Source organism: Zoogloea sp. JDB1 (assembly GCF_056724025.1).
This window is the reverse complement of the sequence record NZ_CM161496.1, coordinates 1160951-1175780: the sequence shown is the minus strand read 5'-3', so window position 1 is coordinate 1175780 and position 14830 is coordinate 1160951. Positions and strand designations below refer to the sequence as shown.

At 63.3% G+C, this 14830-nt stretch carries 12 protein-coding genes; 2 read left to right on the top strand and 10 right to left on the bottom strand.

The features are described 5' to 3' along the window. Nucleotides 1–26: 26 nt before the first annotated feature. Nucleotides 27–1499: an RNB domain-containing ribonuclease gene (locus AC1PPK_RS05185; protein ID WP_481116775.1), complete on the bottom strand. Its 1473-nt coding sequence runs from the start codon at nucleotides 1497–1499 to the stop codon at nucleotides 27–29. Nucleotides 1500–1767: 268 nt separating this feature from the next. Between AC1PPK_RS05185 and AC1PPK_RS05180 the strand changes: the two genes are divergently transcribed. Next, nucleotides 1768–4341 carry a chemotaxis protein CheB gene (locus tag AC1PPK_RS05180; protein WP_481116774.1) on the top strand — a complete coding sequence of 858 codons (2574 nt, stop codon included), beginning with the start codon at nucleotides 1768–1770 and terminating at the stop codon, nucleotides 4339–4341. Between the two features lie 53 nt (nucleotides 4342–4394). On the opposite strand, the gene AC1PPK_RS05175 is transcribed toward AC1PPK_RS05180, so the two are convergent. From AC1PPK_RS05175 to AC1PPK_RS05160, 4 genes are all read right to left on the bottom strand, one after another. Beyond that, nucleotides 4395–5717 (bottom strand): helix-turn-helix domain-containing protein, encoded by a 1323-nt coding sequence (locus AC1PPK_RS05175; protein WP_481116773.1) that lies wholly within the window; start codon nucleotides 5715–5717, stop codon nucleotides 4395–4397. Nucleotides 5718–5893: 176 nt separating this feature from the next. After that, complete coding sequence (gene acnA, locus AC1PPK_RS05170) at nucleotides 5894–8596, bottom strand: aconitate hydratase AcnA (RefSeq protein ID WP_481116772.1); 2703 nt, start codon at nucleotides 8594–8596, stop codon at nucleotides 5894–5896. A 148-nt stretch (nucleotides 8597–8744) separates the two neighbouring features. Further along, nucleotides 8745–9476 carry a trypsin-like peptidase domain-containing protein gene (locus tag AC1PPK_RS05165; protein WP_481116771.1) on the bottom strand — a complete coding sequence of 244 codons (732 nt, stop codon included), beginning with the start codon at nucleotides 9474–9476 and terminating at the stop codon, nucleotides 8745–8747. Nucleotides 9477–9496: 20 nt separating this feature from the next. Beyond that, a complete protein-coding gene (locus tag AC1PPK_RS05160) occupies nucleotides 9497–9712 on the bottom strand; it encodes a glycine zipper 2TM domain-containing protein (RefSeq protein WP_481116770.1) in 216 nt (71 codons plus the stop codon). Nucleotides 9713–9966: 254 nt separating this feature from the next. Here AC1PPK_RS05160 and AC1PPK_RS05155 point away from each other — a divergent pair, with 254 nt between their 5' ends. Next, entirely contained in the window at nucleotides 9967–10125 is a 159-nt protein-coding gene (locus AC1PPK_RS05155) for a DUF3309 family protein (protein ID WP_481116769.1), read from the top strand. 5 nt (nucleotides 10126–10130) lie between these two features. On the opposite strand, the gene AC1PPK_RS05150 is transcribed toward AC1PPK_RS05155, so the two are convergent. The 5 genes from AC1PPK_RS05150 to AC1PPK_RS05130 form a co-directional block, all read right to left on the bottom strand. After that, nucleotides 10131–11543 (bottom strand): dihydrolipoyl dehydrogenase, encoded by a 1413-nt coding sequence (locus AC1PPK_RS05150; RefSeq protein ID WP_481116768.1) that lies wholly within the window; start codon nucleotides 11541–11543, stop codon nucleotides 10131–10133. Nucleotides 11544–11636: 93 nt separating this feature from the next. Then, entirely contained in the window at nucleotides 11637–12200 is a 564-nt protein-coding gene (locus AC1PPK_RS05145) for a lipid-binding SYLF domain-containing protein (protein ID WP_481116767.1), read from the bottom strand. A 174-nt stretch (nucleotides 12201–12374) separates the two neighbouring features. Beyond that, complete coding sequence (locus AC1PPK_RS05140) at nucleotides 12375–12695, bottom strand: chaperone modulator CbpM (protein WP_481116766.1); 321 nt, start codon at nucleotides 12693–12695, stop codon at nucleotides 12375–12377. 2 nt (nucleotides 12696–12697) lie between these two features. Beyond that, nucleotides 12698–13645 carry a DnaJ C-terminal domain-containing protein gene (locus AC1PPK_RS05135; RefSeq protein WP_481118184.1) on the bottom strand — a complete coding sequence of 316 codons (948 nt, stop codon included), beginning with the start codon at nucleotides 13643–13645 and terminating at the stop codon, nucleotides 12698–12700. Nucleotides 13646–13647: 2 nt separating this feature from the next. Further along, nucleotides 13648–14718, bottom strand: a complete 1071-nt coding sequence (locus tag AC1PPK_RS05130) for a flavodoxin family protein (RefSeq protein ID WP_481116765.1) — start codon at nucleotides 14716–14718, stop codon at nucleotides 13648–13650. Nucleotides 14719–14830 lie beyond the last annotated feature (112 nt).

Below are 14830 nucleotides of genomic sequence, written 5' to 3'. Positions count from 1 at the left end.
CGCAGTCAACCCGCTGGCCCCAGGATTTAATTCTCTAGAACGAAGTCAATAAACCCTCGCTCAATTGAGGTGGATACCAGTCGAATGCGCAGCAACTGCCCGATTTTCAATACAGGCAGCGGGCCTTTGAGGCGCCCCTCCGCCGGGGGCTCAAAAATACGCACCCACGTGCCTTCCGGCCCAATCCCGGTAACGAGCCCGTCAAATCGTTGCCCAACCCGCGTATGTAGCAGCAGTGCCGCTTCCGATTTGCGGAGCTGTCGCTCTACTTTTCGAGCGGCATCCTCCTGGGTAGTGCAATGCACGGCCAATTCATCCAATTCATTGTTTGAATAGGGTGGCCGGGCATTCTGCAATACGGCCTTCAGCAGGCGTAAGGTGATCAAATCCGGAAAACGTCGATTAGGCGCGGTGGAATGCATATAGGCTTCCACCGCCAGACCAAAGTGACCAATGGACTGCCCATTCGGGCGCTCCACCACATATTCTCCCGAGCCCATCAACTTCACGATGACGAGCGACAGATCAGGGAAACGCAGCGGATCGGATTTGTGCTGCCGTGCGAGAAAGGCTTCAAGCGCCCTGCCATCCGGCTGATCGGGAAGCGTCACACCGTAAGTCTTGGCCACCTCCACAATCCTCAACCAACGGTCGGGGGATCGCACGACCCGCCGCAGCGATGCGCTCCCCTGCTGCGCCAGGAAACGCGCTGTACAGCCATTGGTGGCGATCATCAATTCCTCGATCAACTGCCGTGCCCGATTCTGCTCCTGCTGCCGAATGGCGGTAATTCTTTCACCCTCGAAAAGTGCCCGGGGCTGGAATGTCTGGAACTCCAGTGAGCCCTGCGCGCGGCGCAGCACCCGGAGTTTCTGGGCCAGCTCGTCCTGCATGCGCAACTGGATGTTCATGCCGACGACGGCTTGCGCAGGGCCCGGCAGATCGCCGGTGCCGCAAATCCAGGCGGAAACCGCGTCGTAGGCCAGCTTGGCCTTGTTCCGCACCATGGCGCGGTAAATCGTCGAGCCAACCAATATCCCATCGTCGGTAAACTCCATCTCGGTCACCAGGGCCAAGCGATCCTCGTCGGGGTTGAGCGAGGTCAGATCGGTGCACAGGCGCTCGGGGAGCATATGGAATACGCGCGCCGAGGTATAAACCGAGGTCGTATTGATGCGGGCATGCTCGTCGATCGGCGACCCCTTGGCGACAATTGCATCGACATCGGCCACCGCCACGAACACCCGTGCAGCGCCTCGCGAAAGCGGCTGGATTGCTGTCAGCTGATCCAGGTCGCGGGAGTCATCGTTGTCAATCGAGCACCACGGGAGCTCGGTCAGATCGCGGATATTCTTGCCTGTCTCGCGAGCCGGGCCTTTCAGTCGGGCCACTTGCTCCTGAACGCCATGAGCGTATTCAGGCTCCAATCCACGACTGAACATTGCCAGGCTTGCAATCGTGGCCAGAGTGGTCCGGTGGTTGCTCAGTGCGCTTCGCATTCAACCTCCCCGCTGCTTGCAGTGCGCCTATTTGCGTCTGGCACCATTCGTTGCCGTGGCGGCTTGAATGAATGACGCGCCACGCCACTCCCGTCGAAGCGGCGGATATTGGTGAACGCGCTTTCTACAAGGCAGTATAGTCCGTCTGCCGGCCCACTCCGGGTACATACACGCTCCGGCAATGAAGGCCGCAGCAAGTGGCTGAACTACCGCCCCCTTCCATGCCGAATCAGAAATGACAAACGGACAGCCTCCTTCCCCGCCACCCATGACCACACCAGACCAACCGGCCAAGGCAGGTGCCACTCGCGACGGCAACCGTCGTGAGCAAAAAAAGGGCACCCGTGAAACCGACTTCCCGGTTGTTGGCATCGGCTGCTCCGCAGGCGGCCTCGAAGCCCTTGAGGCGATGCTGGGCCATACGCCCGCCGACAGCGGCATGGCCTTCATCGTCGTCCAGCACCTGGACCCGGAGCACCACAGCAATCTTCCCGAGCTGTTGCAGCGGAACACCCACATGGCGGTCGTCGAGGCGGCCGAGCACATGACCATCAGGCCCAACTGTGTCTACGTCATTCCGCCCAACAAGGATCTGTCGCTGTTGCACGGAAACCTGCACCTGTTCGATCCGAGCGAAAAGCGCGGCTTGCGCCTGCCCATCGATTTCTTCCTGCGCACCCTGGCCGAGGATCGCCAGCACAAGGCCATCGGCGTGATCTTATCCGGCATGGGGTCGGATGGCATGCTCGGGCTCGGCGCGATCAAGGAGAAAGGCGGCCTTACCCTTGCGCAAGATCCGGCCACGGCCAAGGCCGGTAGCATGCCCGACCATGCCATCAAGGCCGGTATGGTCGATATCGTCGCGCCCTGCGATCAACTCAGCGCACGCATTACGGGCTATCTCCGGCATGCCGTGCGCCATGCGCCGATCGATGAAACGCCCGAAAGACGTGAGCAGAACGCTCTGGAGCGCGTCATCGTCCTGCTCCGCAACCGCAGCGGCAACGACCTTTCCCTGTACAAACCCAGCACCCTGCTCCGGCGTATCGAACGACGCATCGCGCTGCTCCAGATCGATGGCATCGCCAGCTACGTGGGCTACCTGCGTGACAACCCGCAGGAGCTCGACCTGCTCTTCCGGGAGATGCTGATCGGTGTCACCAACTTCTTCCGCGATCCCCCCGTCTGGGATTTCCTGCGTGACATCGCCATCCCGACGCTATTTAGCCGCTATCCGGACGGCCAGATCCTGCGCGCGTGGGTGCCGGCATGCTCGACGGGCGAGGAGGCCTATTCCTTGGCGATCGTTTTCAAGGAAGCCCTGGAAAACGTGAAACCCCAAGGGCATTTCACCCTGCAGATCTACGCCACCGACCTGGATATGGATGCCGTCGACAGGGCACGCAAGGCCTGCTATCCGTCCAACATCGCGGCCGACGTGACGCCCGAACGGCTGGCTCGCCATTTCGTCACTGAAGATGGCGGCTACCGGCTCAACCGGAACATCCGCGAGATGGTGATCTTCGCGCCGCAGAATGTCGTCTCCGACCCACCGTTCACGCGGCTCGACATCCTGTCCTGTCGCAACCTGCTGATCTACTTCGGCCAGGCCCTGCAGCGAAAGGTGCTGCCCCTCTTCCACTACGCCCTCAACCGTCACGGCATTCTGGTGCTGGGCAGCGCCGAAACCATTGGCGGTTTCGCCAGCCTTTTTGCGCCGCTTGACAAGAAGATGCACGTTTTCCAGCGCATCGACCAGAGCGCGCGCTCACCCTGGCTGGACTTCCCGACCCGCCCCCCGTCCAGCGCCCCCATCATGGAAAACGGTGGGCGCCCCGACTACCGGGACAGCCTCGAATACCAGACCGACCAGCTCATCCAGCAGAACTTCTCGCCGGCGGCGGTACTCGTCAATGGCGATGGCGACATCCTGTACATCAGCGGCCGCGTCGGAAAATACCTGGAACCCGCCGCCGGCAAGGTCAATATCAACATCCACGCGATGGCCCGGGAAGGCCTGCGCGACGCCCTGATCGGCGTCATCCGCAACGCCCTGCACCAGACACAGCCGATCCAACTCGATGGACTGCAGGTGGACGTGAATGGACGCATGCAGACGGTCAATGTCACCGTGCAGGGAATCGAAAAACCGGAAGCCCTGCGCGATCGCGTGCTGGTCGTATTCACCGACGTGAAATCGCCATTGGGCAATCAGCCGCGCAAACGACTGGCCTCCGAGCGGGAGAGCGCCCTGATGCTCGAACTGAATCAGCTGCGCGAGGCGCTGCGCATCAACCAGGAAGAGATGCAGGCGTCCCTCGAGGAGGCGCGGTCGGCCAACGAGGAGCTTCAGGTCACCAACGAGGAGCTCACCACCTCCAAGGAAGAGCTGCAGTCGATGAACGAGGAGCTGCAGACCATCAATGCCGAGCTGCAGTCCAAGGTGGACGACCTCACCTGGGCACGCAACGACATGACAAACCTGCTCAACAGCACGGAAATCGCCACCATATTCCTCGACAACGAGATGAAGCTGCGACGCTTTACTACCCACGCAACCCATCTCTTCAAGCTCATCCCCGGCGACGTCGGGCGCCCGTTGTCCGATATTGTCACCGACCTGGACTACCCCTCTCTCCACGATGATGCCGTGTCCGTGCTGAGCACCCTGAACTTCCGCGAGCACCAGGTCAGCACCGCGGACGGTCGCTGGTATCGGGTACGCATCATGCCTTACCGGACCCAGGACAACGTGATCGACGGCGTGGTGGTGACCTTCATCGACATCACTGACATCAAGCAGCTCGAAGCCCAACTGAGAAAACGCCAGGCACGGCACTGATCAGCGCCGGCACAGGGCCGGCGCAAGGGCAACGCGCTCTTCAGGTTCGATGCTTACTGAACGGCATCGAGACCACGCCGGCCACTCGAAACGAGCGCCCGCACCGCCTCATGAAAGGGCAGCCCATTTTCCTGGCTGATCTCCATCACCACCATGCGGCATTCCCGGCCTTCGGCATCCGACGCCGCCTCGATCCGGACCAGCACCTCGGGGCGATGGTCTGTCGCCGTCAAGGCGACCGCGCATTTGCTCCTGGTCTTGCCGCCCAGCACCTCTGCTACAAAACTGTTGAATTCGGGCAGGAAAGCCGGCTTCACAAATGCACCGAAGCGGAAGCGCCCCATCTGTGAGCGCTTGATGCCAAGCAGAATCGCCCCCGCCAGATTGATCTGCAGGATGATGCCCTGGGCGTCGAGGGTAAAATAGCCGACCGGCGCGAAATCGTAGAGATCCGCGTATTTCTCGCGCAGGGCATCGGCCTCATCATAGGCGAGCTGGAGCTCTTCGTTATGCATTTCCAGCTCGATCTGGTGCACCTGCAGTTCATGCAGCAGCCGGGCGGTGTCCCACTGGGTGCTGTCGGCGTAGGGCTGGTTCTGCTTGAGACGCACCTCTGCGCGCTGCCGCAACGTGGCAGGGTTCGGGCGGGCACGCGGCAGGGCCAGACTCTTGGTCGTCAGGCTGGACAGCCGTTCATACTCACCCTTCACCACGTGGTAGCACTCACAGACCCGGGCCTCCAATCCGGCGCGATTCGTCACCGTGATGTGCCCTCTGCGGTAATGGATCAACCCGGCGGCCTGGAGCTTGCCGGCCGCCTCGGTGATGCCTTCGCGGCGCACGCCCAGCAGACTGGAGATTGTCTCCTGCGTGACATCGAGCTCCGTACAGGAACTCTGGTCGAGACTACGGAGCAGCCAGCGGCACAGTTGCTGATCGACGGAATGGTGCCGGTTGCACAGCACACTCTGGGCAATCTCGCTCATCAACGCCTGGATGTAACACAGCGCCATACGGCGCAGACTGCCGCCCTGCTCGAGCTCCCAGGACATCACCTCGGCGCGCAGACGGAAAGCCCCGCCCGCCCGCTGGACCACGACCTTGTAGTGACTCGTGTCACCGCCCAGAATCAGGGGAATGCCGACGAAGCCGTCGCTGCCGGTCATCGCCAGTTCGACCGACGCACCATCCGCCGTGGTGGCGATCCGTGAAAAGGTGCAGGTGGTGGGGAAATAGACGAAGCCCAAGTGATCGCCGGACCTGTAAACGGTCTGTCCAGCCGATAGGCTCACGAACTCCAGATCGCTCTCCAGCCGGGCGCGCTCTTCCGGTAGAAGGGCCGCGAGAATCCTGTTCTGTCGAGAGCCTTCGCTCATCTTGCTGGCCACTCCATCCCCCTTCTTCTCAAACAATTTTTTCGTTTTTTATATTTTTCAACTCCAATCGCACTAAAGCAGCATAGATCAAAAATATCGTTTGCTATGTGCGTCAGCCCACATAGGGCTTTGGCGATTTCTCGCTGCTGCCTGGTCATGGCGAATGGAAAAGCGCCTCATGCATGCAACAGTTCCCGCAATACATAGGGCAGGATGCCGCCGTGCAGGTAGTAGTCCACCTCCACCGGCGTATCGATACGCAGCAGCAGCGCCACGCTCCGGGACGTTCCATCCAGCCGGCGAATCGTCAACGTCACCGGCTGGCGCGGAGCAATGCCACCTTCGAGGCCCGACAGATCGAAAAGCTCATCGCCGCGGATCGCCAGCGTCGCCGCGTCGTTTCCGTCCGCGAACTGCAGGGGCAGCACGCCCATGCCGACCAGATTGGAACGGTGGATACGCTCGAAGCTCTTCGCCACCACGGCCTTCACGCCGAGCAGACGAGTGCCCTTGGCGGCCCAGTCGCGGCTCGATCCGGTTCCATACTCCTCGCCGGCAAAGATCAGCGTCGGCGTGCCGGCGGCCAGGTAGTCCATCGCCGCATCGAAGATGGACTTGCGCTCGCCCCCCGGCTGAACCAGCGTCAAACCGCCCTCCATCGGTTTGCCGGTCGCATCGGCGGGCAGCATCCGGTTGCGGATGCGCACGTTGGCGAAGGTGCCGCGCATCATCACTTCATGGTGCCCGCGGCGCGAGCCATAGCTGTTGAATTCGTCGGGCGTCACCCCGTGGGCCTGCAGCCACAGGCCGGCCGGCGAGGCCGGCTTGATCGAACCGGCCGGGCTGATGTGGTCGGTGGTCACCGAGTCGCCGAAGATCGCCAGCGCACGGGCGTTGCGGATGACTGGCAGCGGCGCCGGCTGCATGTCGAAACCAGCGAAGAACGGCGGCTCGGCGATGTAGGTGGAAGCGTCCCAACCGTAGGTCTGGCCGGTGCTGGTGGCGATCCGGTTCCACAGCGGGTTGCCGGCGGCAAAGTCGGCGTAGAGCCGGCGGTAGATCGCCGGGTCGGTGGCGTGGGCCAAAGCCGCGCCCACCTCCTGCTGGCTCGGCCAGATGTCGCGCAGGAAGACCGGCATGCCGTCGCTGCCGGTACCGAGCGGCTCCGTCGCCATGTCGATGCCGACGCGGCCGGCCAGCGCGAAGGCCACCACCAGCGGCGGGCTCATCAGGAAGTTGGCCTTGATGGCCGGATGGATGCGGGCCTCGAAGTTGCGATTGCCCGACAGCACCGCTGCGCATATCAGATCGTGCCCGGCGATCAGGCCTTCCAGCTCCGGCGACAGCGGCCCGGCATTGCCAATGCAGGTGGTGCAGCCATAGGCCACCACGCGAAAACCCAGCGCCTGCAGCGGCTCCAGCAGGCCGGCCTTGCCCAGGTAGTCCGTCACCACCCGCGAGCCGGGAGCGAGGGAAGTCTTGATCTGGGACGCGACCTTCAGGCCCCGGGCCACCGCTTTCTGCGCCAACAAACCAGCGGCCAGCATCACACCCGGGTTGGAGGTATTGGTGCACGACGTGATGGCGGCGATCAATACGTCGCCGTGACCGAGGCTGGAGCCGTCGGCCAGCAGCGGGCGTGCGGTTTGTTCCCCCGCAGCCTTCCCGTAGCCGCCCTCGCCAGCCGGCCGGGCCAGCAGGGTATCGAAACGCGCTTTCAGCTCGGGCAGGACGATGCGGTCCTGCGGCCGCCCGGGGCCGGCCACGCTGGGCACCACGGTGGCGAGGTCCAGCTCCAGCTCCGCGCTGTAGTCGATCTCCCCGGTGCGCGGAATACCGAACAACTCCTGGGCCTGGTAGTAGCTGACGAAAGCCTCCACCTCCTCATCGCTGCGCCCTGTGGCGGTGAGATAGGCGGCGGTGACTTCGTCCGGCGGAAAGAAGCCCATCGTCGCGCCATACTCAGGCGCCATGTTGGCGAGGGTGGCCCGGTCCGGCAGGCTCAGGGAGGCGGTGCCATCGCCGAAGAACTCGACGAACTTGCCGACCACCCGGGCCTTGCGCAGCATTTCGGTGACCGCCAGCACAAGATCGGTGGCGGTGACGCCCTCCGGCAGGCGGCCGGCAAGGTGCACGCCAACCACGTCCGGAGTGAGGATATACACCGGTTGGCCGAGCATGCCGGCCTCCGCCTCGATGCCTCCCACGCCCCACCCGACCACGCCGAGGGCGTTGATCATGGTGGTATGGGAATCGGTGCCGACCAGGGTGTCGGGGTAATACAGGTCGCCCTGGCGGATCACGCCGCGGGCCAGATACTCCAGGTTCACCTGATGCACGATGCCGATGCCCGGCGGCACTACGCGGAAACTGTCGAAGGCCTGCATGCCCCATTTGATGAAGCGGTAGCGCTCCGCATTGCGGCGGAATTCGAGACGCATGTTGAGGTCGAGGGCATCGGCCTCGCGGAAATGGTCCACCTGCACCGAGTGATCGACGACCAGATCGACCGGCACCCTCGGCTCGATGATTCCCGGGTCCTTGCCGAAGCGCTGCGCCACACCGCGCATGGCGGCCAGATCGCACAGCAGCGGCACGCCGGTGAAGTCCTGCAGCACGATGCGGGCCACCACGAAGGGAATCTCGTCGCTGCGTTCCGCCAGCGCTTGCCAGCCGGCCAGGCGGCACACGTGGGCCTTGGTGATGCGCTTGCCGTCGAGATTGCGCAACAGCGATTCGAGCATGATGCGCAGGGAAACCGGCAGGCGGCCCAGGTGAGGAAATCCCGTGGCCTCCAGGGCTGGCAGCGAATGGAGGCGGCCCCTGCGGCCGGAGCCTAATTCGAAGTCACGAAGGGTGTCGAAAGCGCGGGCGGACATGGCGAACTCCTGGTGGCGCCACCTGGACCGTGGGCGAAAAGCGCCTGCAAGGCCCGACAGGGCGCGAAGAAAGAACGAACCGACTCCCTTTCAGACTTCCCCACCACAGCATCGTTCGGCTTCACTGGAAAGGGTAGCCTGGCTGGACTCAGGTTATCGTCAGGGTAAGCAGGATGTCCGCGTACCACGTGTAATTGAGGCCGAGCATTTCATCGTCCTTCAAGTCCCGCGGGCCAACGTCAAGCCTTCCCGAATGAATGCCCAGCAACATCCATGGCAGATCCGCCCGCCCGGCGTCCGGTCTGGCGATCCGCATGACTACCGGCGCACCACTGCTGCCCCGGTGGGTGCGGGCATCTGTCAGGAAATAGCCTTGCCCCTGGAAACGTAATCCAAAGGACGAGGCAACAATCCCGTGACGGACCACCGGAACATGGTGCAGGGTGTCGTGGAAGCCGAGGGGAAATCCGAGGATCAGTAAGGCCGTCCCGACCTCCACCAGCTCGAACTGCCCCAGCAAATGCCGTGGTGTAAAGGCTCGGTAGAGCACATTGGCAGGCAGCACGCTGCGTTCGATGGGAATCACCACCACGTCGATCTTGCCCGCCGTATCCGTCCCCTGCCGCCAGACGCTACGGCCTGCCTGGTACAGGGGAATGGAGAAGCCGGTAGATGCTGCGATGTTGGCCGGGTCGATGTGCAGCTCGATCTCGATCCGGGTCGGCGCATGACCGGTCGGCTCGTCGTACAGCACGTGACGGCTGGTCACGAGAAACAACTGGCCGTCCCGCTCGAAGAAAAAGCCGCTGGCGCTGGTCAGGCGCCGCTGCGCGGAGAACGTGGAAATGCGCGCAGCCGTGAGGAGAAGGGATTCGATCATGTCAGCGCCTGGCATTACCCCTACTTTTTGATCTCGTGGCCGATGATGCCGCCGACCGCCGCGCCGCCAATCGTTCCGGCCGTGCTGCCACCAGTCAGCACCGCGCCACCGACGGCACCGATACCGGCGCCCACCGCGGTGCTCCTGTCCCGCGCCGACATTCCGGAACAGGCGCTCAGGCCCAGCAGCAGTGTTGCAGCGACCGCGCAAAGGTTCAGTTTCTGGGTGCTTTTCATGATAGGACTCCTCAACAACTTGCAAGGCGGGATATGTCGCACTTTCAAGGAGAGCCCGGCATACCGTTCCGTCGCCGCGAGGAAACCTGAGATCCCCTTGGCTCGGATGGATTCAAGCTACAGAACGTCGTAGCGGCAGTCTGTCTGCTGACGTACACAGCTGGGACTTCAACGCATGTTCGATGGCGTACAGACGCGGCACAGCGACTGAGTAGGATCAAACGACACCCACCATTCGGACAAGGAGACATCAAATGTCCATCGGAACCATTCTGCTGATCGTATTGATCCTGCTGCTGGTCGGCGCCTTGCCGAGTTGGTCGCATAGCCGGAACTGGGGCTACTACCCCAGCGGCGGGCTTGGCCTGGTGGTGGTGATCCTGATCATCCTGCTGCTGCTGGGCCGCATCTAGGCCGGTTACGCCCCCATCTGTCGCCGCAGGTCCCGCAGGGCCGTACGCGCGCCCTCCTCGATCACCGGGTGATAAAACGGCATTTCGAGCATCTCGGTCACGGTCATCCGCTTTTGCAGCGCCCAGGCGAGCAGGTGCCCCAGATGCTCTGCCTCAGGCGCCAGCATCTCCGCCCCAAGGAAGCGGCCGCTGGCCGGATCACCATACACATTGAGCAGTCCTTTATTGCGCAGCAATATCCGCGCACGTCCTTGATCCTCAAAGCAGACGGTACCGGTCGCGAAGCTGCCAGGCTGCAATGCCCGGAATCCCCCGCCGACAACGGCAATTTGCGGATCAGTGAACACGATGTTGAGCGGCACCCGGCGCAGGCCGGGGCTGACCGGTTTGCCGAGGGCATGGCTGGCTGCGTTCTGGCCGGCAATACGCCCCTCATCGACCGCTTCGTGCAGCAGCGGCATGTAGTTGCCGGCGTCCCCCGCAATGAAGATCGGGCTCGCTCCGTCTTCGCTGATGGTCCGGGTCGTGGCCGGGTCGAACAGCGGAACGCCTTTGGCATCGAGCCTCAACGTGGTCCGCGCCAGGCCGGTATCGAGCAGGTCGGGCGCCCGCCCGGTCGCCGCCAGCAGATAATCGAAATAATCCTGCCGCATGGCCCCGTCCGGCCCCAGATGCCGGATCGCCACGCGCTCGCCATCCCGCACCGGCGGCTCCATCCGGGCTGCCGGCACGAGCATGAATTCTTCATTGAAGGCGGCAATGGCGTAGTCCCGAACGACCGGATCGGTGATCGGCCCGATACGCCCACCCCGCCCCAGCACGGCAACCCGCAGGCCCAGGCGATGCAGGGCCTGCCCCAGCTCGAGCCCGATGATTCCCGGTCCAACCACGGCCAGAGAGGCAGGCAGGTCCTCCCAACCGAACACATCGTCGTTGATGACCAGCCGATCACCGAGCGCCGCCAAGCCTTCCAGATGAGCGGCACGGGAGCCGGTGGCGATGACGATGCTCTTGGCGCAGACCCGCGTGTGGTCGTCGATTTCCAGCGTCCTGTCATCCACGAAACGGGCGTGGCCGCGCAAGCGCGACCACTCGGGCATGGAACTCACCCCGCTCAACACGAAACCGACAAAGCGATCCCTTTCACGCCGCACCCGCTCCATGACCTGGCGCCCATCGATCGACACGCGCCCTTCGACGCGGACGCCGAAGCCCGGGGCCCTGGCGATCGCATGGGCTGCATCTGCCGCGGCGATGAGAAGCTTGCTTGGCATGCAGCCGACCCGTGCGCAGGTGGTGCCATACTCGCCACCCTCGATGGTCAGCACGCTGGCTCCCGCGGCCTTCGCCGCGCGATACGCGGCCAGGCCTGCAGTGCCTGCACCGATGACGGCCACATCCACCTGGACAGTTCTCATCCCATGTACCCCAATTCAAATAGTGCAACGGCAGCGGAGCGCCCCGGAAAGACGGGGCACTCCGCTGCCGTGATCGGCTTCCGCTGCGCCTGATCAGCGCTTGATACGGGAAATCTTCGTGCCTTCGATGCTGAGGCTGGCCATCAGGCCCTGCTGATCGAAGATGAAGGCATAGGCATCGTCCTTGAGGGTCGACGTGGACAGATTCTTGGCTGCACCTTCATTCACCACCACCACGCTGGGACCGACGCCGATTTCCCAGCCCTGCGACTTGTCCAGGTAATTCACGGCCTTGTCGCTCATCAGGAAAACCACGTAGCCGTAGGATTCGGCTCCCGCCTGCCAGCCCCACGACGCCGATACGGTGTTGTAGTAGCCAGCGGTGGTGGAGCCCTTCATCAAGACGCCTTCGCCGTAGCTGCCGCCGAACACCAGGCCCGCCTTGATGACCTTCGGAAACACCAGGATCGCCCGCGCCTTCTTTGAGATGCTCTCGGCAATCGGATGGGTCTTGTACAGCAACTGCAGTGCCTGGGCGGCGTCCTTGTTCAGATCTTCCGCGGTCGCTGCGAAAGCAGGTGCTCCGAGGCCCCCCAGGGCGAACGAGGCGGCCGTCACGAGAATGAGCTTATGGAAGTTACGACGTACATTGGTCATGTTCCTGTCCCTCACGTTATTCCGTCATCGCCAAAGGACGCCGGAGATCTTATGGAAAGCGGTGCCTGGTCCGATGCAGCGATGACTGGGCACAGCGAATACCCATGTTGCACCGAGTGCCACAGAGGTTCCGTACGCTAACGAACAGAGCAAGATTCCGTTTGTCATTTGCCGTCAAAGGGCGCCCAGCACCCTAAGGCGTTCCCGCAGGGCGTCCACCTCATCCAGCAACTGCAAGGCCAACGCCGCACCGGCCAGATTGAGTCCGAGATCCCGCCTCAGCCGCAGGGCGACTGTGGCCCGGCGCAAATGGACGCCTGTAAACCGCCAACGATGCGGCTCCCGCCCCAAAGGGGCCAGGACCCCCTCATCCACGAGTTCGACGATGCTATCGGCGCGTACTGCACAGGCGCGACAGAGCTCGATCAAGGTCAGCCCGGTCTGCTCTTCGAGAATCGCCACACTGGCTTGGGGCAGCATCTTTTCGTCGTCCATTGTCAGCCTCCAGCTATTGATCGCGGGTCAAAGGATCGGAACTGCCGGGCCATTTCGCTATAGAACGCCCGGGCTGCATCACTGTCGGCGGGCGGCAGAGCGATCTGCAGCACAGCATAGAAATCCCCCGGAGTGGAACCGGGGATACCGCGCCCCTTGAGGCGCAGCTTGCGGCCAGCGACCGCATTCGGCGGAACCTTGACCTCCACCGCTCCGCTCGGGGTCGGCACTTCCACCTGCGCCCCCAATGCGGCCTCCCAGGGTGCGACACGCAAGTCGAAATAGACGTCCCGCTGCTCGACGCGATAGTGCGGATGTGGCAAGAATTCCACCTCCAGGTAAAGATCCCCGGCCGGCCCTTGCCCCACGCCAGGCATGCCCTGCCCGGCCAGACGAATGTGCTGCCCAGCGCGGATGCCACGGGGAATCGACACATTGAGGGAGTGCTTGCGAAGATGCACACGCCCTTGCTCGTCCGCTTCCGGCATCTGCAAGACAAGACTGCGAGTCGCTCCCGTATAGGCATCTTCCAGGTCGATCTGCACGCGGGCGTGGTGGTCCTGGCCACGGGCGTGAAAACCACCTCCAGTGCGATACCCGCCGTGGGCACGGCGACCGTAGAGCGACGCAAAGAAATCGCTGAAATCACTGTCTTCGCCATCTCCGGCCAGGCCATCCGAAAACTCGAAGCCCGCGCTTCCGCCCGGCGGTGGCCGAAAGTCCTGGCCGGCTTTCCAGTTGCTCCCCAATTGATCGTAGGCGGCCCGCTTCTCCAGGTCCTCCAGCACCGCATAGGCTTCTCCGAGTTCCTTGAAACGGCTTTCGGCATCGGATGCCTTGCTGACGTCGGGATGATACTTGCGCGCCAGTTGGCGATAGGCGCGCTTGATCTCGTCCTGGGTCGCATCCCGCGCCACCCCCATGATCTTGTAGTAGTCCTTGAATTCCATGCTCACTTGGCGCGCGGACGCGACAGCCTGGGCTGCACCGCCTGGAGTCTTCCGGCCCGCAGCTCCTCGACAGCCTTGGCCACCGCGCGTGCCACATTGCGCACGTCCTCCTGCATGGGCTCATCCCAGTCCAGGGTGTTGTGGCTATCGGCGTAGGGCGCGTAATAGCCGATGAAACGGTCCAGGCGCGCCAACGGGCCGGCATCGATGAAGCCCATCCAGTCGAGCCAGTCCGACAGGCCGCGGCGGGAATCCTCGATGCCAGCCACGTCTCCATGGACCACCACCCCATAGACACGCCCGGCCAGATGCTGTGGATAGTCCCAGCCCGCCATCTCCAGTGCCTTCGCCTTGTCCGCATCCTTGCCCGAAGTCGTCGTCGGGTCCGGGTTGCCGCCATCGGCGCACACCAGACGGTCGATCATCAACTTCAGGGGGCTCGGGCTCTGGTACCAATACACCGGCGTGACGATGATCACCCCGTGGGCCGCGGCCCAGCGCTCGTAGATCTCGGCCATCCAGTCGTTGGTCTGCCCGAGGGCATGGTTCGGGTAACAGCTGCACGGCCAGTGGCACAGGGGCATCGCGGTGGACACGCAGGCCTTGCAGGGGTGGATCTTGCGGCCGTATTCGGAGGTAAGCAGGCTCAGATCGAGCACATCGGTGACGATGCCTGTCTTGTCCAGCAAGTCCCGCGCGATCTGCACCAAGCGGAAACTTTTCGACATCTCGCTCGCGCAGGACCCGTCGTTGCGCGCCGATCCGCACACCAACAAGACCCGCGAAGGGCTCGCCGGGTCGGCTTGGCGCGCCTGGGCCGCCTCGATGCGCTGCCGGGTCGCCACCCATTCAGCGGACAGGGACTGGGCCGGGTCTGCGTAATCGGGCCCGGCCATCTGCTGAAAGGGCGACTTACGCCCCTCCACATAAGCCTGCCAGGCGATCTCCTCCAGCCGCGCCAGGGCTTCGTCCTCCTCCCTGAAGGCCGGATCGGCGAAGGAGGCACGGAAGCGCTCCGAAAATACTGCCCGTGGCAAGGGCCCCGGGGCCTGCCCCTCGCGAACACGGATCATGCCGGGCTCACTCCGCCCGCTCATCGACGGACGTGACATGGGATGGTTTGTGGGTGGCACGAGCCGTCTCCTCACAGGATGAAGAACACCGGGAGCCGACCGTAACAAGGCG

Excerpts from the sequence above, each read along its gene's own strand:
- AC1PPK_RS05185 (WP_481116775.1), bottom strand. The coding sequence starts at position 1,499 with ATGCGAAGCGCACTGAGCAACCACCGGACCACTCTGGCCACGATTGCA.
- AC1PPK_RS05180 (WP_481116774.1), top strand. The coding sequence starts at position 1,768 with ATGACCACACCAGACCAACCGGCCAAGGCAGGTGCCACTCGCGACGGC.
- AC1PPK_RS05175 (WP_481116773.1), bottom strand. The coding sequence starts at position 5,717 with ATGAGCGAAGGCTCTCGACAGAACAGGATTCTCGCGGCCCTTCTACCG.
- acnA (WP_481116772.1), bottom strand. The coding sequence starts at position 8,596 with ATGTCCGCCCGCGCTTTCGACACCCTTCGTGACTTCGAATTAGGCTCC.
- AC1PPK_RS05165 (WP_481116771.1), bottom strand. The coding sequence starts at position 9,476 with ATGATCGAATCCCTTCTCCTCACGGCTGCGCGCATTTCCACGTTCTCC.
- AC1PPK_RS05160 (WP_481116770.1), bottom strand. The coding sequence starts at position 9,712 with ATGAAAAGCACCCAGAAACTGAACCTTTGCGCGGTCGCTGCAACACTG.
- AC1PPK_RS05155 (WP_481116769.1), top strand. The coding sequence starts at position 9,967 with ATGTCCATCGGAACCATTCTGCTGATCGTATTGATCCTGCTGCTGGTC.
- AC1PPK_RS05150 (WP_481116768.1), bottom strand. The coding sequence starts at position 11,543 with ATGAGAACTGTCCAGGTGGATGTGGCCGTCATCGGTGCAGGCACTGCA.
- AC1PPK_RS05145 (WP_481116767.1), bottom strand. The coding sequence starts at position 12,200 with ATGACCAATGTACGTCGTAACTTCCATAAGCTCATTCTCGTGACGGCC.
- AC1PPK_RS05140 (WP_481116766.1), bottom strand. The coding sequence starts at position 12,695 with ATGGACGACGAAAAGATGCTGCCCCAAGCCAGTGTGGCGATTCTCGAA.
- AC1PPK_RS05135 (WP_481118184.1), bottom strand. The coding sequence starts at position 13,645 with ATGGAATTCAAGGACTACTACAAGATCATGGGGGTGGCGCGGGATGCG.
- AC1PPK_RS05130 (WP_481116765.1), bottom strand. The coding sequence starts at position 14,718 with ATGATCCGTGTTCGCGAGGGGCAGGCCCCGGGGCCCTTGCCACGGGCA.